This window comes from Paenarthrobacter sp. AB444 (genome assembly GCF_028736865.1).
GTDB lineage: Bacteria > Actinomycetota > Actinomycetes > Actinomycetales > Micrococcaceae > Arthrobacter > Arthrobacter nicotinovorans_B.
In genome coordinates, this window is record NZ_JAQZBY010000003.1 from 45,260 (window position 1) to 63,898 (window position 18,639).

Here is an 18,639-nt window from a genome sequence, read left to right on the forward strand (position 1 = left end):
AGCCCCCATGATCCCCGGTGAATACAGGCTCCGGCCAGGTTCCATCGCTTGCAACAGCGGACGTGAGGCGATCGCCGTCGAGGTCGTAAACCGCGGCGACCGTCCCGTGCAGATCGGTTCGCACTACCACTTTGCCGAAGCAAACCCCGCCCTCGAGTTCGACCGCGAAGCCGCATACGGCCGCCGCTTGGACATCCCCGCGGGCACGGCCGCGCGCTTCGAGCCGGGGGACAGGAAAACGGTCCAACTGATTGAGCTTGCCGGGTCCCGCGAAGTCTTCGGCCTCAGCAATGCGGTCAACGGAAAGCTCGACGGCGGTACCGGGGTTGCCGGGGAACCCCGCCCGGGCGTCGCAGCGGAAAGGGACCACCAGTGAGCTTCGAGATATCACGCAAGCAATACTCCGAACTCTACGGACCGACCACCGGTGACGCCATCCGTTTGGCTGACACGGAACTCTTCCTTGAGATCGAGAAGGACTACACGGTCCACGGCGAGGAAGTGGTCTTCGGTGGAGGCAAAGTCATCCGCGACGGCATGGGCCAGAACGGACAGTTGACCCGTTCGCACGAGATCCCGGATACCGTCATCACCAACGTCGTGGTCCTGGACTACACCGGAATCTACAAGGCCGACATCGCCCTGAAAGACGGGCACATCTTCAAGATCGGCAAGGCCGGAAATCCGCAGATCACCGATGGCGTGGACATCGTCATCGGGGCCAGCACCGAAATCATCGCCGGCGAACGGAAAATCCTCACTGCCGGGGGCATCGACACCCACATCCACTTCATCTCCCCGGAACAGGTGCCGGCAGCATTGTGCAACGGCATCACCACCATGGTGGGCGGCGGCACCGGCCCGGCCGAAGGCACCAAAGCCACCACCATCACGCCCGGCGCGTGGCACATCTCCAGGATGCTGCTCGCTGCTGAGGGACTGCCCGTGAACATCGGCCTGTTCGGAAAGGGCCATGCGTCCGCCGTCGAGCCCCTCGCTGAGCAGATCCGCGCTGGTGCGGTAGGGCTGAAAGTCCATGAGGACTGGGGCTCAACCACATCCTCGATTGACATGTCCCTACGCGTGGCGGACGAATACGACGTCCAGGTGGCCATCCACACAGACACCCTTAATGAGTGCGGCTTCGTGGAGGACACCATCCGGGCAATCGACGGCCGGGTCATCCACACCTTCCACACCGAAGGTGCCGGCGGCGGCCACGCCCCGGACATCATCAAGATCGCCGGCCTGCCGAACGTCCTCCCCGCCTCCACCAATCCCACGCTGCCCTACACGAAGAACACCATCGAAGAGCATTTGGACATGCTCATGGTGTGCCACCACCTCAACCCGGACATCCCGGAAGACGTGGCCTTCGCCGATTCCCGCATCCGGGCCGAAACCATCGCCGCCGAAGACGTGCTTCACGACCTCGGCATCTTCGCCATCACGTCATCGGACTCCCAGGCCATGGGGCGGGTGGGCGAAGTCGTGACCCGGACCTGGCAGGTAGCCGACGCCATGAAACGCCATCGCGGCGTGTTGCAGGACCCCTCGGGAGCGGAGCATGGCTCGCCGGACTCGGACAACTTCCGGCTCAAGCGGTACGTGGCCAAGTACACCATCAACCCTGCCATCGCCCAAGGTATGGCCGACGTGATCGGCTCCGTGGAAGAAGGAAAATTCGCGGACCTCGTGTTGTGGGATCCGGCGTTTTTCGGCGTGAAACCCGAACTCGTCATCAAGGGTGGACAGATCGCCTACGCCCTGATGGGGGACTCCAACGCTTCCATCCCCACGCCGCAACCGCGCACCATGCGGCCCATGTTCGCCACCTATGGGAAGGCGCTCCAGCAGACGTCCATCACCTTCCTTTCCCAGGCAGCCATCGACGCCGGCGTGCCCGAAGAGCTCGGCCTCGAACGCGTCATCAAACCCGTGGCCGGCATCCGCGACCTCACCAAAGCGGACCTCAAATTCAACGGCGAAACGCCGGACATCGCCGTCGACCCCGAAACCTACAAGGTGACGGTCGACGGCGAAGAGGTCACCTCCCAGCCGTCCGACGTGTTGCCCATGGCGCAGCGCTACTTCCTGTTTTAGGAGCCCGCATGATCATCGAAAAAATCCTGGGTAACCTGCACGAGCAACCCCAGGCCTTCACCGGTCACCACAAGGAAAAGGTGGTGCTCCCGAGTGCGTTGCTGGTCAAACGCATCCAGCGCGTCACCACCGACCACGGCAAGGAACTAGGCATCCGCCTCCCCAGCGGCTCAGGGGACCTCCGCGACGGTGACATCCTGGCGCTGGACGACCACAACGTCATCGTCATCTCCGTGCTGCCCACCGATGTCCTGGTGATCGCGCCGCGGAGCATCCACGAAATGGGTGTCGTGGCGCATTCGCTCGGCAACCGTCACCTGCAGGCGCAATTCTTCGGCTCCGATTCCGAGTACGGGGCCCAAGTCATGGTGTGCCAGTACGATCACACGGTCGAGGACTACCTGAAGAGCGTCGGCGTCCCCTACGACAGGCAAGAACGGGTCATGCCGGTGCCGTTCCGCCATGCTGAGCACTCGCACTAAAGTCAAGCGCAGCGTCAGGTTGGGTGCGCGCGCTTGCGCTTCGCTGGGAAGGGGGCCGTGCCCGCTTCGCGATGCCCGCCACGCCGCGGCCCCCTTCCCAGCTCCACTCCAGCGCGCAGCCGTCACCTTGGGCGGTACTCCTTGAGCGCCGCATATCAGCTTGCTCTTCAACAGTTGACTGATTCGGCTTTGCCTACGGGGGCGTTTGCTCATTCTTTGGGGTTTGAGGGCTATATCGAGCGTGGGCTTGTTGGGGATGAGGCGTCGTTTGGGGTTTGGCTTTCCGCTTTTGTGGGGCAGCAATTGACTTATTCCGATGGGTTGGCTCTGCGCTTTCTTTATGACGGGGTGGATGTTGGGTTGTTGGATTCTGTTCTTTCGGGGCAGCTGTTGGCTCGGGAGGTGCGGGAGGCTTCCGTGAAGATGGGTGGGCGGCTGCTTGAGATCGGTGGGGAAGTGTTCCCGTCGACGCAGTTGGATGGCTACCGGAAGTTGGTTCGTGAGGGGGTGGCTTCCGGGCATCAACCCTTGGCTTTTGGAGTCATCGCGCGGTCATTGGGGGTCCCCTTCGAGGAGGCCCTTGGTGCCTACCTGTTTGCCACGGTTACGTCGCTGACGCAGAACGCCGTGCGCGCCATACCGTTGGGGCAGAACGCCGGGCAGCGGGTACTTCGCCACGCGCACGACGCCGTTGCTGCCGCCACCCGGGATATAGCACAGCTGTGCTGGGACGACTTCGGGGCAGTCAGCCCCGGACTGGAAATTTCACAAATGCGGCACGAACGGCAACGTGCCCGCATGTTCATGAGCTAATGCAGGAGGACACATGACTGAACCCATCAAGATCGGCATCGGCGGCCCTGTCGGAGCAGGAAAGACCCAGCTCGTGGAGCGGATCACCCGGCACATGAGCCGCGACATCTCAATGGCCGCCATCACCAACGACATCTACACCATTGAGGACGCCAAAATCCTGGCCGCCAACGGCATCCTGCCGGAAGACCGGATCATCGGCGTCGAAACCGGCGGCTGCCCACACACGGCCATCCGCGAAGACACGTCCATGAACACGGCCGCCATCGAAGAACTGAAAACCCGCCACCCCGAGCTGCAGGTCATCTTCGTCGAATCAGGCGGCGACAACCTCTCGGCAACCTTCAGCCCCGAGCTTGTGGACTTCTCGATCTACATCATCGACGTCGCGCAAGGCGAGAAGATCCCCCGCAAGGCCGGGCAAGGCATGATCAAGTCCGACCTCTTCATCATCAACAAGACCGACCTGGCGCCCCACGTCGGTGCGGACCTGTCCATCATGGAACGGGACTCCAAGGAGTTCCGCGGTGATAAGCCGTTCTGCTTCACCAACCTCAAGACCGATGAGGGGCTCGAAGACGTCCTCAACTGGATCCGGCGGGATGTCCTGATGCTCGACTTGGCCTCGTGAGGGCGGCCGTCACCGCTTCGGCGGGGATAAGGGGCCGTGCCCGCTTCGCGATGCCCGCCACGCCGCGGCCCCTTATCCCCGCCTCCGCTGACCAAGGCCAAGGACTGGAACCAGAGCCCCACGCGGGGTTATCCCACGCGGAGCGGCCGGTGCGGGGGCGGCTGGAGCTTGGGGTTAGTGTACGGGCCGGGAGGGCTGTGGCTTCGCGGCAGTTCCATGAGGGGGCCTTGCGGGTTTTGAGGCCGCACTATCTCGATGAGTCCGGGCAGGTTTGTTATGTCATGGTCAATCCGGGTGGAGCGTATCTTGGGGCGGATTTGTTCCTTATTGAGGTGGAGGTCGAAGACGGGGCTGACCTGCTCCTCACTACACAGTCGGCAACCAAGGTGTATCGGACGCCCGGGTCCTTCGCTGAGCAGCGGATGAGTGTGCGGCTGGGGGAGGGCTCGCGGTTGGAGCTGTTGCCCGACCAGTTGATTGCCTACCGGGAGGCGAGCTACCGGCAGAATTCGCACATCAGTCTCGACCCGACGTCGTGCTTTGTGATGGCCGAAGTCATCACGCCCGGTTGGTCGCCCGACGGTGCGGCGTTCCGCTTTGAGGAAGTGCGGCTCAGGAACGAGGTCCGGGTCGAGGACGAAAACGTCACGCAGCTGCTGGCGCTGGACAACCTCCTGATCCGGCCTCCCCTCAACGATGTGACGGGGCTGGGGTTCATGGAGGGCTTCAGCCATCTGGGGTCGCTGGTGGTGGTGGATCCACGGGTGGACCAAGGGCTCGCTGACCAGTTGCATGAACTGACCCGCGGATTTGAGGCGTACACCGGAGTTTCTTTGACCGCGACTATTGCCGGAACCACCGGGCTTGTGCTGCGATCGTTGTCGAACAGCACCGAAGAACTCAACACACTGCTGGGTGCCTGCACCAACTTCCTTCGCGGACGCTGGTACGGGCAGGAGCCCCTGAACCTGAGGAAATACTGATGACTGCGTTGACCGAGTTCGCCACGATGTACCGCGAACGGGACGCTCTGTCCCTCCGGACGCGCATGCTGTTCACCTTCGGTGCCGTCGCCGCATTGCATCTTGCCGCCGTCGTGCTTTTGCTTGCGGGAGGCGCGGGAGGCGCTCAACCGCTGGCGCTCGGGCTGGTGGTCACCGCTTACGTTGCGGGCATCAAGCACAGCTACGACTGGGACCACATCGCGGCCATCGACAACTCGACGCGCAAGTTCGTAGCCCAGCGGAAGGACCCGGTGAGCGTTGGGTTCGCATTCAGCCTGGGGCACAGTTCCGTGGTGATCCTGGCTGGTCTGCTGGTGGTTGCCGGTGCCACGCTGATTGGGCAGTTCATGGAGGACGGCACCACCGGCAATATGGTGCTGGGCCTGATCGGCAGTGGGGTGTCCGGGCTCTTCCTGTTGGCGATGGGCCTGTTCAACGGCTCGGCGTTCATCCGTGCCACGCAGGTTTACCGGAAGGTGCAGGCCGGCGGTGAGTTGCGCCCCGAGGATCTGGAGGCCAAAGGTTTCGTGGCGCGGCTGCTGGCGAAACCCCTGTCCAAAGTGGAGCGGCCCAGGAACATCTACGTGATCGGTTTCCTGTTCGGCCTGGGGTTCGATACCGCCACCACCATCGGGCTGCTGGTCATCACCACGACGGCGTCACTCGCCGGCGTTTCGCCGCTCGCCCTGATGGCCCTGCCGCTGGCGTTCACGGCAGCCATGACCCTGTGCGACTCCATCAACGGGGTTGCGATGATGAAAATGTACAAATCCGCCCTTCACAATCCCCGACGGAAACTCGGCTTCAACGCCGTCATTACAGGCATCTCGGCAGTTTCGGCACTGTTTATTTCCGTGATTACGCTGGGTGGCTTCCTCAACGCCGCTTTCGGACTGAATGATCCTCTGACAACCTGGCTCGGGGGAATCGACTTGGGCGATGCCGGTTTGATCCTCGTGGCATTGTTCGTGATCGTGTGGGGTGTGTCTGCCTGGCGCGGACGGGCGCTGCGGCGATCCGCGTAGCCCACGGCACACAAATATTTTCCGCTCCCTGTAACCGGCGGGCCCGAGCCGGAAACTAGACAAGTATCCTGCAGGTCCGGGCTCTATATTTCAGGGGGAAAATCGTGCTTTCCGAGCGCGAATTGGCGTTCATCGCCATTCATAAAGACAGCTATCCGTCCGTCTTCAAGTTTGTTCGCCGACGCGTGGAATCGGCGGATATAGCCGAGGAGATCGCCGCGGACGTTTTCCGCGTCGTCTGGCAGAAGTGGACGGACGAGTCCACCCCGGAACTTCCATACCTTCTGACAGTCGCCCGCAACCTGGTGGGGAACGCGTACCGGAGCCGCGACAGGCGACTCGCCCTGCAGGAAAAGCTCCGGACGACGGCGGTCCAGCGCTTTGGGGATGACTCCGAGAACGTCGTGGTTCAGGACGCTTTGATGCGGATGCGCGAACAGGACCGCGAAATCCTGCAGCTCGCCTATTGGGACGGTTTGGGCACGGCCGAAATTTCCGGAGTCCTCCAGTGCAGCGAATCAGCGGCGAAAGTCCGCTTGCACCGCGCACGTACGGCCTTCCGCAAACAGATGCCGGCGGCCGAATTTACTACACAGAAGTTGGGGGCCTGAAGATCATGGATCCTATCAAGAACCAGATTTCAGCAATTGACCCGTGGGATATGAATGACGCTCCGGAACCCAAGGGTGAGGAAGCGCTCCATAGGATCCTGTCCGGGACAACTGTATTCAGCGACGCGAATACTCTCTCGAACGTGGCTTCCCTTGAAAAGCGCCGGGCAAGGAAGTTCCAGATTGCCGGTGGATTGTTCCTCGGCGCTGCAGCGGTAACGGCTGGCGTTCTGGTGGCCGCCAACTTCGGGCCGGTCGGTGCCACCCCGGCCCCGGCGGCGACGTTCACTTCAGCCGAAGCCACGGCCGCGCCGTCGGCGTCCGCCACGCCGTCGACAACGGCCACGCCAACGCCTGCTCCGACAGCGACACCCACAGCAGTTGCAACGCCCCAGCCCACTTCCACGCCTGTCGCTACTGTCCCGGTGGTGGCGCCAACGCCCGTTTCGACAACGACGCTGCCGCATGCTGGCCAAGTCCAGAGCTACACGTTCCCCGACGGACACCTCTCCTTCAGCTACCCAGTCGGATGGAGCGTCAAGACGGAGCAAGGTCCATACCTGTCAGAGGAAACGAAAGCGGCTTCGCAGGGTGCCACCGTCATGGACAGTGCCGGCTCGCCCGTTGCCTACATCTACAGCGGATTCTACGGCGACGGTACGGCCGGGTTGGTGGACCGGACAGTCCTTGACCGGGCCGTGGTCCCCGGAGTGAGGGACGTGAACGGCAGCCAGGTGGAATTCGGTTTCTCGTCGATCCAGCCCCAGTACATCCCCTACGAGGGGCCGCCCTACGAGGGAATGCCCTCACCCCAATCGGGACCTGTCGAAGGCCCTCCGACGTACATCATGGATGTCCGGCTCACTTCGGAGCTCAAGGCCGGCATCAGCTCTTCGGGCACCAACCAGATCACAATGCCCAACGGTGTCATGAGTGCCTACGTGCTCTTTGACCCGGCGAAGCGGCCTACCTTTGCCACCCCGGCAGCTGCCACGGCCTGGATGGGCACTACCCAGTATGCCCAGCTGAAGTCCATGTTGCTCAGCCTCAACTACATCTAGGCCCGTCCAAGGGATCAGTAAACGTCGCTCCGGCAGCCCGGAGCGACGTTTCCTGTACCCAAGTTGGGCGACGGGTAAACGGTCACTGTGCCTTTGCATACCGCGGTGGATAAACGCTGTGCAACTGCCCATAACGAAGCGTCCGCGGCTTACATAGGGTTGGAGAGATCTACTTCACAAAGTGCCCCGATCTACCCCAAGGATGAGTTTCAACGATGAAGAGCATCGCCCTCCTGCGCGAACGAGCCACCCGCGTCATGCCCACTGGTTCCCACTGCCCGGCGTCGGGTCTGTGGAGCCCGGACTGCGAACCGGATACCGTCCAGGTTTTCGCTGAGGGCCACGTGCTGCCGGCCTACAACGGTGTCCCGACTCTGTGGAGGCGGCGCACTTCCGCCGAAGTATCGGCATGACCAGCTCCATCCTGAACCGCCCGGCCGACTACCGCCATGTGCCTGCTTCCGAGTGGGCAGACCTCAGCGCCGGCGATCCTGTGTGGATTTACGACGTCGCGTGGGGCGCCGGCAAGGGGCGCGTGGACGATGTCTCCAAGCACCAGGAACTGCTCTGGGTGGTCCTCGAACCGACCGGCCGCAAACTCATCTGCGGCACAGACGACGTCGAGGTCTGGGCCGCCTGAAAAACTCGCCGAGATGGCAAATAATGACAATGTCTGAGCGGATCATTGTCATTAAATGCCATCTCGGTGTCATTTAACCGGCCGCGAGCAACATGCTGGGCGCGCCTGTTTCCACGCGGCCCACGGGTCCGTCGGGGAGCCCGGTTTCCGGGTCCAGGCGGAAACTCACGACGTCGTCCGAGCCTTCGTTGGCGATGTACAGCCAGCCCTCGCGGACCAGGTGGTGGCGCGGCCACTCGCCGCCGCAGGGCACCTCGCCAACGGGTTCGAGACCGGAGCCGTCGGGGGAAACTTCCAGCACGCAGATACGGTTGGTCCCCCGCACGCCCACGTAGGCGAAGCGGCCGTCGGAGGACAGCGCGATCTCAGCGCCGGCGTCGCCATCTTTTGCACCGGTGGCGCTGGCCGGGACCACCGAGGTCAGCTCATAGGTGCCGTCAGGTTCCATCCGCACGGCTGCGACCTCCACCGAGTACTCAGTGTCCACAAAGACAGTCCCGCTGTGGTGCCGTGCCATATGCCGTGGCCCCGATCCCATCGGCAGGACCAACTGGTGGTCGGCCTTCAAACCCTCACCGGGCACGTACTGCCACACCCGAACCAGGTCATTTCCCAAGTCCGTGGTCATCACCCGGCCGTCGGGAAGCATCAGGCTCGAATGCGCCCGGCTGGGCCTCGCGCCGTCGGGGGTTGTCCCGGCGTAAGGGTCGACGGCGGCTGCCGCACTGGCGCGCGAGGTGATGGCGCCGCCGTCGTCCAGTTCAAAAAGGATGACCTGGCCGTCACCCCAGCAAGTTGCCACGATGAAGCGGCCCTGTGGATCGGCACCGACATGGCAGGTCGCTTCTCCGGTGGGCCATGGATCGCCAAAGGCTTCGAGCTTGGCGTCGCCTGTCCGGCGGTAGACCTGTACATGGCCCGCTTCTTCTGCCACGGCGTAGAGCACAGGGAGCGTCGGGTGCAGCGCGAGGAACGACGGCGAGTCGGCGGCAACGGCCAGTCCCAGTGAGGTGAGGTTTCCTTCGGAATCGGCGGAGATGGCAGCGATTCCCTCGCCCTTCGCGTTCCGGTCAGCGGTGTAGGAACCGGTCCAGATAAGAGTTTCCATGTCAGTCCTCCCTAGTGTCCCTGAACATCCGGGTCGACGCCTGCGTCAGGGCCGGCGTCGAGGGTTTGCAGTTTGCTGAGGTCGTCCTGGTCCAGGTCGAAGTCGAAGACGTCCAGGTTCTCCCTCATGCGCTGGGGATTCGCAGTTTTGGGAATGGCGACAAGTCCCTGCTGCACGTGCCAGCGGAGCACCACTTGGCCCGGAGTTTTTCCGTACTTTTCCCCAATGGAAGCCAGCACCGGGGCGTTCAGCAAGTCGCTGCTGGCCCCCAACGGACTGTAGGACTCGGTGACAATGCCGTGCCGCTCGTTGTAAGCCCGTGCAGCGGGACGGGGGATCGAAGGGCTGACCTGGATTTGGTTGACAGCGGGAACAACATTGGTTTCGTGGAACAACTGGTCCAAGTGAGCCGGTTTGAAGTTGGACACTCCAATGGAGCGCACCTTGCCCGATGCCTGGAGCTCCTCAAAGGTTTTCCACGTGGAGATGAACTCACCCCGGCGGGGCAGGGGCCAGTGGATGAGGAGCAGGTCAACGTATTCCAGGCCCAGGCGCTCCAACGAACCGTCCAAGCCTTCCACCGCCCTGCCTGCACCTTGGAATTCGCCGTCGAGCTTGGTGGTGATGAAGAGCTCCGAACGGTCCACTGCGGCCGCCCTGATCCCGTTGCCCACGCCCTTTTCGTTGCCGTACTTCACCGCGGTATCAATGTGCCGGTAGCCGCAGGAAACAGCTTCCGCGACGGCATCGGCAACTTCCGCATCATTCAGTGGCCAGGTCCCAAGGCCGATTTGCGGGATCTTGTGGTGATCGTTCAGTTCGATAAGCGGGGCAAGTTCCATGGGCTGCTCTCCTCTGGGTTTCTACGTTTCTACGCTGGCCGTTCACTGCTTGGCAACCGTTATCGCCGGGACCAATCAAAGAGCCGGTCACTCAGTTCCATGTAGTCCCCGCTCACCACCTGCAGCTCAGGGTGGTTGTCATGCCACTCGACGATTTCCCTGGCACCATCCGCGAACGGGATGGTGGCCCGGTAATCGGGAACGAGGGCCTTGATCTTGGAGTTGTCGAAAACTACCGAGTGCGAACGGTCGCCCAACAAATTGGGCCCGAGCTCCGGGCTGTGCCTGGCAATCGTGTCCGAGGAAACGTGGAACAGTTCGGGCTCCTCAACGCCGGCAGCCCGGGCAAACAGCCGGTAAATCTGGTTCCAGGGCAGGAACTCGTCAGAGGTAATGGTGTAGCTCCCGCCCACCGCCTGAGGCCTGCCCAAAAGCCCCACAAAGGCCTTGGCAAAGTCTCGGCTGTGGGTGAGGGTCCAGAGTGAGGTGCCATCGCCATGGACCATGATCGGCTTGCCTGCCCGCATCCGGTGGATGTCGGTCCAGCCGCCCACCATCGCTATCTTGGTCCGGTCATACGTGTGGGAGGGACGTACCACGGTCAGTGGGAAATCAAAGTCCCGGTATGCCCCGAACAGCAGCTCTTCACAAGCGATCTTGTCCTGCGAGTACTTCCAAAACGGGTTCTTCAGCGGCGTGGATTCGCGGATGGGCAACGTCGTGGGCGGCTTTTGGTACGCCGAAGCGGAACTGATGAAGACGTACTGTCCCGTCCGCCCGCGGAACAATTCCAACCCGACCCGGGCGTGATCCGGTGTAAATGAGATGAAGTCCGCGACGGCGTCGTACTCCTTTCCCTGAAGTACCCCACGCACTGCCTCAGCGTCCCGAATGTCTGCGTGCAGGACTTCGGCTCCGTCAGGTACCGGCCGGCCGGCTGACTGTCCTCTGTTGAGGATGGTCAGCCGGTGGCCCAGCGCGACGACGCGTTCAGCCGCCGCCGCGCTGATGACCCCGGTCCCGCCGATGAACAGGATGTTCCGCGGCGAGACGGTGTCCGCCTCCGCCCCAAGGCTTTTGGGGAGGAGGGCGGTCACCAGGCGTAGTCCTCGGGCGCGGGACGGTGGCCCGGGAAAATGTCGTCCAGCCGCTTGAGCGCGTCCTCGTTCAGGGAAACGTCCAGGGCGCGTATGGCTGCGTCCAGCTGTTCCTGGGTGCGCGGGCCCACGATCGGCGCGGTCACCGCCGGCTGGTGAAGCAGCCACGCCAACGCGACGTCGCCCGGCTTCTGACCGAGCTCGTCCACGAAATCCTCGTAGTGGCGGATCTGGTCCTCGTGCTTCTTCAGGGTCTCCAGTGCGCGGCCTTCGGTTCGGCGGACGCCCTGCTCTTCCTTCTTGAGTACGCCGCCCAACAGGCCACCCTGCAACGGAGACCACGGGATCAAGCCAAGGCCGTACTGCTGCGCCGCCGGAATGACTTCAAGCTCCAGTTCACGCTTGAAGAGGTTGTAAATGGACTGCTCGCTGACCAGGCCGGTGTAGTTCCGCCGCCGGGCCGCTTCCTGCGCCTGGGCGATGTGCCAACCCGCAAAGTTGCTGCTGCCCGAGTAAAGGATCTTGCCCTGCTGGACGGCCACCTCGATGGCCTGCCAGATCTCGTCCCACGGAGTATCCCGGTCAATGTGGTGGAACTGGTAGATGTCGATGTAGTCCGTCTGCAGCCGCTTGAGGCTCGCGTCCAGTGCCCGCCGGATGTTCAGTGCGGACAACTTGGACTCGTTCGGCCGGTCCGTCATGGTGCCGTACAGCTTGGTGGCGAGCACGGTCCGCTCACGGCGCTCGCCGCCCTTGGCGAACCAGCGGCCGATGATTTCCTCCGTCCAGCCGCGGTGCTCCACCCCGCCGTAGACATTGGCGGTGTCGAAGAAGTTGATGCCCGAGTCCAGCGCCGAATCCATGATGGAGTGCGCGGTTGCCTCGTCGGCTTGGGGGCCGAAGTTCATGGTTCCAAGGCAGAGGCGTGAAACCTTCAGGCCGGAACGGCCCAGATGGGTGTACTGCATTTCTGTTGGTCCTTTTGTGTGGTCTTAGAGCTGGGTGAAAGCGGCGACGGCGGGATCGGAACCGATGCGCGCACCCGCCTCCAGGGCGGTGATGGCCGCGAGTTCGGATTCGGTGAGGGTGAGGTCGGCGGCGCCGAAGTTCTCCCGCATCCGGGTTGAGTCGGCGGACTTGGGGATCACGATGGTTCCTTGTGCCAGGTGCCAAGCGAGGATCACCTGTGCAGGAGTAGTGCCGTGTGCCGCTGCGATGAGGGCCACCTGCTCCGCATTCAGGTCCTTGCCCTGCCCCAGCGGACTGTACGCCTCAACGGCAATGCTGAGGTCGCGGCACTTGTTGGCCAACTCGCCCTGCTGGAAGGTTGGGTGCAGCTCGATCTGGTTTACTGCGGGGACTACCTCGGCTTCGCGCAGCAACGTATCCACATGCTCGGTGAGGAAGTTGGAGATGCCGATCGCCCGGATCTGCTTGTCCTGGTAGAGCTTCTCCATCTCCTTCCAGGCCTGCGTGTAGAGCCCCTGGGAAGGGACCGGCCAGTGGATGAGGTAAAGGTCGATCACTTCCAGATCCAGGGCATCGCGGCTTCGCTGGAAAGCGTCATAGGCCTCGCCCTGCTCGCCGTTGCGAAGCTTGGTGGTGATGAAGAGTTCTTCCCGGGGAATTCCCGAGGCTTTGATCGCGGCACCAACTCCGGCCTCGTTCCGGTAGGCGGCCGCGGTGTCTATGTGGCGGTACCCCGTTTCCAGGGCATCTTCCACCACCTTCTGCGTTTCGTCGGCGGGCACTTGGAAGACACCAAATCCCAGCTGGGGGATGGTGACGCCGTTGTTCAGTGTCAGCTCTGGCATGACGGTCTCCTTCGACGGGATGGTTATGGCCTTGGCGCTCCGTCGCTTCTGTCCCGTGGGCCGGGCATCAGAAAGCGTTTTCGGAGGCTCTGCTCTGAGCCTATGCAGTTTTGGGGGCAGAGTCAGCACTACAGCCTGATCCTGTTTTTCCTAGGTCTGGTAGTCCTACCCACAACAGTGGCCTTTCACACACCCTGGGCGGCAGAATGGACGGATGGGTCAGAGCGCCGAGTTCGGCAAATTCCTCAAAGTCATGCGTGCCCGCCTCCAGCCCGAGGACGCCGGAGCGCAGGAATCCAGCGGTTCACGAAGGGTCCCGGGGCTACGCCGTGAAGAGGTCGCACGCCTCTCGGGCGTGAGCACGGACTACTACACCCGCCTGGAACAAGGCCGCAATATCCACCCCTCCAAGGCAGTCCTGGACTCGGTGGCGAGGGCACTTCGCCTGGACCCCGGGGAGCAGGCGCACATGATGGACCTGCTGGAGCACTGCGCCAGTTCCGCGGGCAACCCCGGTCCCGTGCAGAAGGTCCGGCCTGGGTTGAGGCAGTTGCTGGACGCGGTGGGGGATGTTCCCGCCATGGTCCTCGGCCGACGTGCTGATGTCCTGGCCGGAAATCGCATGGCGCACCTGCTATTCACGGACTTCTCCTTGTTACCGGCGGCTGAGCGCAACCTCACGCGCTGGCTGATCCTGGACCCCGCTGCCGGTGCGTTATTCCGTGATTGGAAGACCGTTGCTGCCGAGGCCGTGGGCGCTCTGCGCATGGATGTCGGCCGGCACCCCAACGATCCCGAAACGAACCAGTTGGTAGGCGAGCTCGCAGTCCACAGCGAACAATTCCGCCAGTGGTGGGCGGGGCACAGGGTTGCCACGCGCGCCGCAGGCACTGTCAGGCTGCACCACCCGGTGGTGGGGGACCTGGAACTGAACTTCGAAACGCTCAGTCTCCCGGACGATCCCGACCAGCACCTTCGGGTCTATTCGGCGAAGGCCGGTTCGCCGTCGTCGGACGCTTTGATGCTGCTCAGCTTGGGCGCGGTGGAAGCAGTGGCTCCCCAACCTGAGCCGGCCCGCCGGGATGACAGTTAATGCCAATGTTCCAGGTGAACATTTGCACTAACTGCCAACTCGCGTAGGGAGAGTCAGCGCTCCAGCCGGAAGCCGAGCTTGATGGTGACCTGCCAGTCGGCGACTGCGCCGTCCTCGAGGTGTCCGCGGATTTCCTTGACCTCGAACCAGTCGAGGTTCCGCAGTGTTTGGGACGCTGTCGCAATGCCGTTCTTGATGGCGTCGTCAACGCCATCGGTGGAAGTTCCTACAATCTCGGAAACGCTATAGGTGTGGCCAGCCATGGTGCTCCTCATCAACGTGTTACGAATATTGGGAAATCCAGGCCTGCGGGGCAGGCCGTTCATGCAGACTAGCCCACGGAACTCCGTGCGGCCAGAGGTGGTGCGGCTTAGCTTTCACGCCAGTCGTGGCTGGTGATGTGGGAGCCAGCCTGGGGTCCCATCTGCAGCATTCCGCCGTCAACGGGCCATGAGGCTCCATTGACGTAACTGGAAGCCGGGGATGCCAGGAAAGCGATGACGGCGGCTATTTCCCGGGCATCTCCAGGGCGACCCAACGGCACGCCCGGACGGTCTTTGGTGGTGGGGTCCTCGTCCTCCTGGCCGGTCATCGGGGTGGCGATTTCGCCGGGAGCCACGTTGTTGGCGGTGATGCCGTGTTCGGCGAGTTCCAGGGCCATCGTCTTGATGAGTCCGCCGAGGCCGTGTTTGGAGGCGTCGTAGGCCGAGGCGCCAACCCGCGGCTGGAATTCGTGGACGCTGGTGACGGCGATGATGCGCCCGCCGCGGCCCGCTTTGACCATGCGCTTGGCAGCGGTTTGCATGGCGACGAAGGCGCCGTTGAGGTTGGTGTTCAGCGTGGACATCCACGTCTCGTAGTCGAGATCCAGGAACTTGGTGCCGTCGCCCGTTCCGGAGTTGTTCACGAAGACGTCCACGCCGCCGAGCTCTTCAGCGAGCTTGTCCACCGCGGCTGCGGTTCCGGGAGCGTCAGTGGTATCCAGCTGCTGGACAACTGCCTTCCGGCCCAAGGAACGGACCTCCTCCGCCGTCTTTTCGGCGCCCTGCTGGTCCGAGTACCAGGTGATCCCTACATCCATGCCTGCCTGGGCCAACGCCACCGCCGTGGCACGCCCGATCCCTGAATCCGAGCCTGTGACGATGGCGGTCTGCGGGGCAAATGGTGCGTCGCTCATGGTCCTGCCTTTCAGTGACGTGATGGTTCCGATGATGTATCCCTACCCTCACGTCGCCGCGGCAAACACTCCCGGCGCAAGAGGGTCATCCCGGTGAATGGCTGTGGAGTGTAGATTTCTCTGCAGCAGCACCCAGCGAATCCGAGAACCAGGAGTACTCATGTCAGAAGTTATTGTGGTCGGCGTTGACAACAGTGAAACTGCCAAGCGGGCAGCCGTAGCGGCAGCGAAACTCGCCACCGCCCTCGGCGCTGAACTGCACGTCATCAGCGGCTTCTCCGATGACCGCATCGAGGAATTCGGCAGCGGCAGCGACCGCATCACTGTGTCCTCGGCCGACTCCGCCGAATACGTGGCCCGCAAAGTCTCCGAAGACCTCGACGTTCCAGCGGACAAGGTCAAGTACTTCGCTGCCCGCGGCAACCCGGCCAACGCCCTGATCAACTATGCCGAGACGAACAACGCTTCCCTGATCGTGGTCGGCAACAAGCGCATGAAGGGCTTGGGCCGTGTACTGGGCAGCATCGCCAACAGCGTTGCACACGGCGCCCCGTGCGACGTGTACATCGTGAACACCGAAGTAGACGCGTAGAACCCAACCAGGGGACAGCACATGTCGCAGTGCGTGCTCGTAGCGACACGTGCTGTCCCCTAGTCGGGGAGCCCGGCACTTAGTGGCCCTGGAACGCCTCAGCCAGCCACCACGAACCGCCGTCGGAGGCGATTTTTGCGTCGATGACCAAGGGGCGGTCCTGGGTTCCGGCGTCGTAGGCCGCGAGCCACGGTTGGATGGCGGCGAGGTCGGCCGCGGAACGCACAGTCACTCCATCGGCCCCGAATCCCCGGGCGATCGCAGCAATGTCGGTATCCGGGAAGACCACGCTGGCGAGGTCCTGTTCGGAATGCTGCCCGGCGAAGTGGTGCACTTCGGCTCCGTAGGCGGCGTCGTTGTAGACAATGCACACCAGGGGCAGCTTCATCCGGACGGCGGTTTCGAGCTCGCTGATGCCCATGAGGAACCCGCCATCACCCGCACCCAGCACCGGTAACCGGCCCGGTTGTGCAACAGCGGCGCCGATCGCCGTGTACAGCCCCAGCCCGATTGCCTGGAAAGCCTGCGTGAAGCAGAAACCGAATTCGTCCGGCACGGCGAGGTACTGGCTGGGGTAGCCCATGAAGTTGCCGGAATCGACGGACACGATCCGTTCGGCCGGCAGCAGGGTATCCAGTTCACGGGTCAGCACGCGCGGATCAATGGACCGCGCCGTGGACAGGTCGGGCGTTTCGACGTCCCGCCACCGCGAGCCTCCCTTGATGGCGAGGGCGTTGGCTTCCGTGCGGTACTTTTCCGCCGGCTCAGGCTGCGAACTGCGCAGAACGGCCAACGCATCGACGGCGGTCAGCCCCGAATCGCCCAGAACGCCCAGCGAGATGGGCCGGTTGGCTCCCAGCGATGAGTCCTCCACATCCACCTGGACCACTGCCGTACCGGCCGAAATGAGCCGCCCGTGGCGCATGGTCCACATGTTCAGAGTGCATCCCCATCCCACAATCAGGTCCGCGCCGCTGATCAGTTCAGCGGTCAGCGGGGACGAGAAACCACCCGAAATTCCGAGGTTGTGCGGGTCGCCGTTGAACAGCCCGCTCGCCACGGCAGAGGTAGCTACCAGTGCCCCGGCATGTTGGGCCAGGGCCAGGATTTCGTTGCGCGCGCCACGGCCACCCCGTCCTGCGACGAACACGGGCCGCTCCGCGGCGGCAATCAAGGCCACCAGCTTGTGAACTGCCGCCGGATCGGGCCTCGTCACCGACGGTTGAGGTACGACGACGGCGCCCACCTCGTCTGCGGCGGTGGCACTTTGGATGTCCAACGGCAAGCTGAGCACCACTGTGCGCCGCTCGTTCACCGCTGTCCTGAAAGCTCGGACGGTATCGGCGACGGCTGTCGCGGGGGAGTGGATCCGTTCGGCCACCGCGCCGACACTGCGGGCCAAGGCATCCTGGTCGATCTTGAAGTTGGACCTGGTGGCCGCGGCCTGTGTGTCGGCGGTCAGCACGATCATGGGTGTCCGGCTTTTCGCCGCTTCACCAACCCCGGTGATGGCGTTGGTGAGTCCGCATCCTTGGTGCGTGGTGACCACGCCGACCTTGCCGGACATTCGACCGTAGGCATCGGCCATGGTTGCTGCGCCGCCTTCGTGCCGGGCCGCGGTGAACGGGATTCCTTCGGCCATGAGGGTGCTGGTGACATCGAAATTGCCGGACCCCACCACGCCGAAAACATGTCCGACACCCAGCGCAGCCAGCGTCCTGCCGACCAGGGTGGAAACGCGTACGTCCGCACTCATGAACCCTCCACCGCACCCTTTTCCACCAACGCGTAAACACGGCTCGGGCTGCCGGTGCCGCCCACGATGGGCAGGGGAGCCACCACCAGCGTGCCACCCGTAACGGGGAGCCGGTCCACGTTCCGCAGGGAGGTCACGCCGTACTTGTCCGCTCCAAGCAGGAAGGAGTGGACGGGGAACATCGGATCCAGCGATCCGGCCTGCCCGGCGTCGATCCCCACGGTTTCCACGCCAAAACCACTGATCGAAGCGTTTCCGGCGAGCCACTTGGCACCTGCCGCAGAGACCCCGGGAGTGTGGGGTCCGGCGTCGTCCGCGTTGACGAAAGCCGCAGCGTCCGCGCCGCGGGCCGCCCAACCGGTCCGGAAAATGATCCAACAGTTCTCAGGGAACAACCCATGTTCGGACTGCCACTGCTCAAAGTGCTCGGGCTCCAGCAGGAAATCGGGGTTCTCAGCGGCTTCGGTGGTTTTGTCGATAACCACCAACGGCCCCACCAGACGGTGTGGCTCGATCTGGTCCACCGACTTGCCGTCCTTGCCGGTAATCCAGTGCACGGGGGCATCCAGGTGCGTCCCGGCGTGTTCACCCACGGTGACGTCGTTCCACGCCCACGCCGGACCGGCGTCGTCGAAATTACTTACCGGGGAGACAGAGAGCCCCACCGTGTTGGCGAACGGCTGCGGCAGATTCAGGATGGGCGTCTCGGAACTCAAGGGAGTGGTGAGGTCGATGATTTCCACCGAACCATTCGAAAGGGCTGCTGTGAGCCCGGCCAGAACAGACATTG

22 protein-coding genes are annotated in these 18,639 nt (G+C 63.2%); 13 read left to right on the forward strand and 9 right to left on the reverse strand.

Translation table 11 applies throughout. The annotated features are described in order from the left end of the window. Positions 1–7 precede the first annotated feature (7 nt). The 11 genes from PQ627_RS05385 to PQ627_RS05435 all read left to right on the forward strand — a co-directional run bounded on the left by PQ627_RS05385 (position 8) and on the right by PQ627_RS05435 (position 8,370). The gene (locus PQ627_RS05385) at positions 8–376 is read left to right on the forward strand and encodes an urease subunit beta (RefSeq protein WP_274259088.1); all 369 of its coding nucleotides are present in this window, start codon (positions 8–10) and stop codon (positions 374–376) included. Then, the gene (ureC, locus tag PQ627_RS05390; RefSeq protein ID WP_274259090.1) at positions 373–2,103 is read left to right on the forward strand and encodes an urease subunit alpha; all 1,731 of its coding nucleotides are present in this window, start codon (positions 373–375) and stop codon (positions 2,101–2,103) included. The genes PQ627_RS05385 and ureC overlap by 4 nt, the downstream gene beginning before the upstream one ends. Before the next feature lie 8 nt (positions 2,104–2,111). Next, complete coding sequence (gene ureE / locus PQ627_RS05395; protein ID WP_274259092.1) at positions 2,112–2,585, forward strand: urease accessory protein UreE; 474 nt, start codon at positions 2,112–2,114, stop codon at positions 2,583–2,585. A 141-nt stretch (positions 2,586–2,726) separates the two neighbouring features. After that, entirely contained in the window at positions 2,727–3,398 is a 672-nt protein-coding gene (locus PQ627_RS05400) for an urease accessory protein UreF (RefSeq protein WP_274259094.1), read from the forward strand. Between the two features lie 13 nt (positions 3,399–3,411). Then, positions 3,412–4,029 (forward strand): urease accessory protein UreG, encoded by a 618-nt coding sequence (gene ureG / locus PQ627_RS05405; RefSeq protein WP_274259096.1) that lies wholly within the window; start codon positions 3,412–3,414, stop codon positions 4,027–4,029. Positions 4,030–4,079: 50 nt separating this feature from the next. Continuing rightward, the gene (locus PQ627_RS05410; RefSeq protein ID WP_443192743.1) at positions 4,080–5,012 is read left to right on the forward strand and encodes an urease accessory protein UreD; all 933 of its coding nucleotides are present in this window, start codon (positions 4,080–4,082) and stop codon (positions 5,010–5,012) included. Next, the gene (locus PQ627_RS05415; RefSeq protein ID WP_274259100.1) at positions 5,012–6,058 is read left to right on the forward strand and encodes a HoxN/HupN/NixA family nickel/cobalt transporter; all 1,047 of its coding nucleotides are present in this window, start codon (positions 5,012–5,014) and stop codon (positions 6,056–6,058) included. The genes PQ627_RS05410 and PQ627_RS05415 overlap by 1 nt, the downstream gene beginning before the upstream one ends. Before the next feature lie 104 nt (positions 6,059–6,162). Further along, positions 6,163–6,669 carry an RNA polymerase sigma factor gene (locus PQ627_RS05420; RefSeq protein WP_262276888.1) on the forward strand — a complete coding sequence of 169 codons (507 nt, stop codon included), beginning with the start codon at positions 6,163–6,165 and terminating at the stop codon, positions 6,667–6,669. 143 nt (positions 6,670–6,812) lie between these two features. Beyond that, positions 6,813–7,730: a hypothetical protein gene (locus PQ627_RS05425; RefSeq protein ID WP_274259103.1), complete on the forward strand. Its 918-nt coding sequence runs from the start codon at positions 6,813–6,815 to the stop codon at positions 7,728–7,730. Between the two features lie 215 nt (positions 7,731–7,945). Then, positions 7,946–8,143, forward strand: coding sequence for a hypothetical protein (locus PQ627_RS05430; protein ID WP_144663110.1), 198 nt, complete (start codon positions 7,946–7,948; stop codon positions 8,141–8,143). Then, the gene (locus PQ627_RS05435; RefSeq protein ID WP_274259105.1) at positions 8,140–8,370 is read left to right on the forward strand and encodes a hypothetical protein; all 231 of its coding nucleotides are present in this window, start codon (positions 8,140–8,142) and stop codon (positions 8,368–8,370) included. The genes PQ627_RS05430 and PQ627_RS05435 overlap by 4 nt, the downstream gene beginning before the upstream one ends. 73 nt (positions 8,371–8,443) lie before the next feature. Here PQ627_RS05435 and PQ627_RS05440 read toward each other — a convergent pair whose 3' ends face one another. The 5 genes from PQ627_RS05440 to PQ627_RS05460 are packed head-to-tail and all read right to left on the reverse strand — an operon-like array spanning position 8,444 to position 13,231. Then, complete coding sequence (locus PQ627_RS05440; RefSeq protein WP_274259107.1) at positions 8,444–9,478, reverse strand: lactonase family protein; 1,035 nt, start codon at positions 9,476–9,478, stop codon at positions 8,444–8,446. 11 nt (positions 9,479–9,489) lie between these two features. Then, on the reverse strand, positions 9,490–10,320 hold the full coding sequence (locus PQ627_RS05445; RefSeq protein WP_274259109.1) for an aldo/keto reductase: 831 nt from the start codon (positions 10,318–10,320) through the stop codon (positions 9,490–9,492). 59 nt (positions 10,321–10,379) lie between these two features. After that, positions 10,380–11,417, reverse strand: coding sequence for an NAD-dependent epimerase/dehydratase family protein (locus PQ627_RS05450; protein ID WP_274259111.1), 1,038 nt, complete (start codon positions 11,415–11,417; stop codon positions 10,380–10,382). Beyond that, on the reverse strand, positions 11,414–12,385 hold the full coding sequence (locus PQ627_RS05455; protein WP_274259113.1) for an aldo/keto reductase: 972 nt from the start codon (positions 12,383–12,385) through the stop codon (positions 11,414–11,416). Before PQ627_RS05455 ends, PQ627_RS05450 begins: the two co-directional genes overlap by 4 nt. A 24-nt stretch (positions 12,386–12,409) precedes the next feature. Continuing rightward, positions 12,410–13,231, reverse strand: coding sequence for an aldo/keto reductase (locus PQ627_RS05460; RefSeq protein WP_274259115.1), 822 nt, complete (start codon positions 13,229–13,231; stop codon positions 12,410–12,412). A 214-nt stretch (positions 13,232–13,445) separates the two neighbouring features. Here PQ627_RS05460 and PQ627_RS05465 point away from each other — a divergent pair, with 214 nt between their 5' ends. Next, positions 13,446–14,324, forward strand: a complete 879-nt coding sequence (locus PQ627_RS05465) for a helix-turn-helix transcriptional regulator (RefSeq protein ID WP_274259117.1) — start codon at positions 13,446–13,448, stop codon at positions 14,322–14,324. 53 nt (positions 14,325–14,377) lie between these two features. Here the strand turns inward: PQ627_RS05465 and PQ627_RS05470 are convergent, their stop codons facing one another. Together PQ627_RS05470 and PQ627_RS05475 are read right to left on the reverse strand one after the other, a co-directional pair. Continuing rightward, complete coding sequence (locus tag PQ627_RS05470; RefSeq protein WP_274259119.1) at positions 14,378–14,587, reverse strand: dodecin; 210 nt, start codon at positions 14,585–14,587, stop codon at positions 14,378–14,380. Positions 14,588–14,694: 107 nt separating this feature from the next. After that, the gene (locus PQ627_RS05475; protein ID WP_274259121.1) at positions 14,695–15,501 is read right to left on the reverse strand and encodes an SDR family oxidoreductase; all 807 of its coding nucleotides are present in this window, start codon (positions 15,499–15,501) and stop codon (positions 14,695–14,697) included. A gap of 160 nt (positions 15,502–15,661) precedes the next feature. Between PQ627_RS05475 and PQ627_RS05480 the strand changes: the two genes are divergently transcribed. Further along, entirely contained in the window at positions 15,662–16,093 is a 432-nt protein-coding gene (locus tag PQ627_RS05480) for a universal stress protein (RefSeq protein ID WP_144663102.1), read from the forward strand. Between the two features lie 79 nt (positions 16,094–16,172). Here PQ627_RS05480 and PQ627_RS05485 read toward each other — a convergent pair whose 3' ends face one another. Next, a complete protein-coding gene (locus PQ627_RS05485; RefSeq protein ID WP_274259124.1) occupies positions 16,173–17,849 on the reverse strand; it encodes a thiamine pyrophosphate-binding protein in 1,677 nt (558 codons plus the stop codon). Then, a complete protein-coding gene (locus tag PQ627_RS05490) occupies positions 17,846–18,637 on the reverse strand; it encodes a cyclase family protein (RefSeq protein ID WP_274259126.1) in 792 nt (263 codons plus the stop codon). Before PQ627_RS05490 ends, PQ627_RS05485 begins: the two co-directional genes overlap by 4 nt. Positions 18,638–18,639 lie beyond the last annotated feature (2 nt).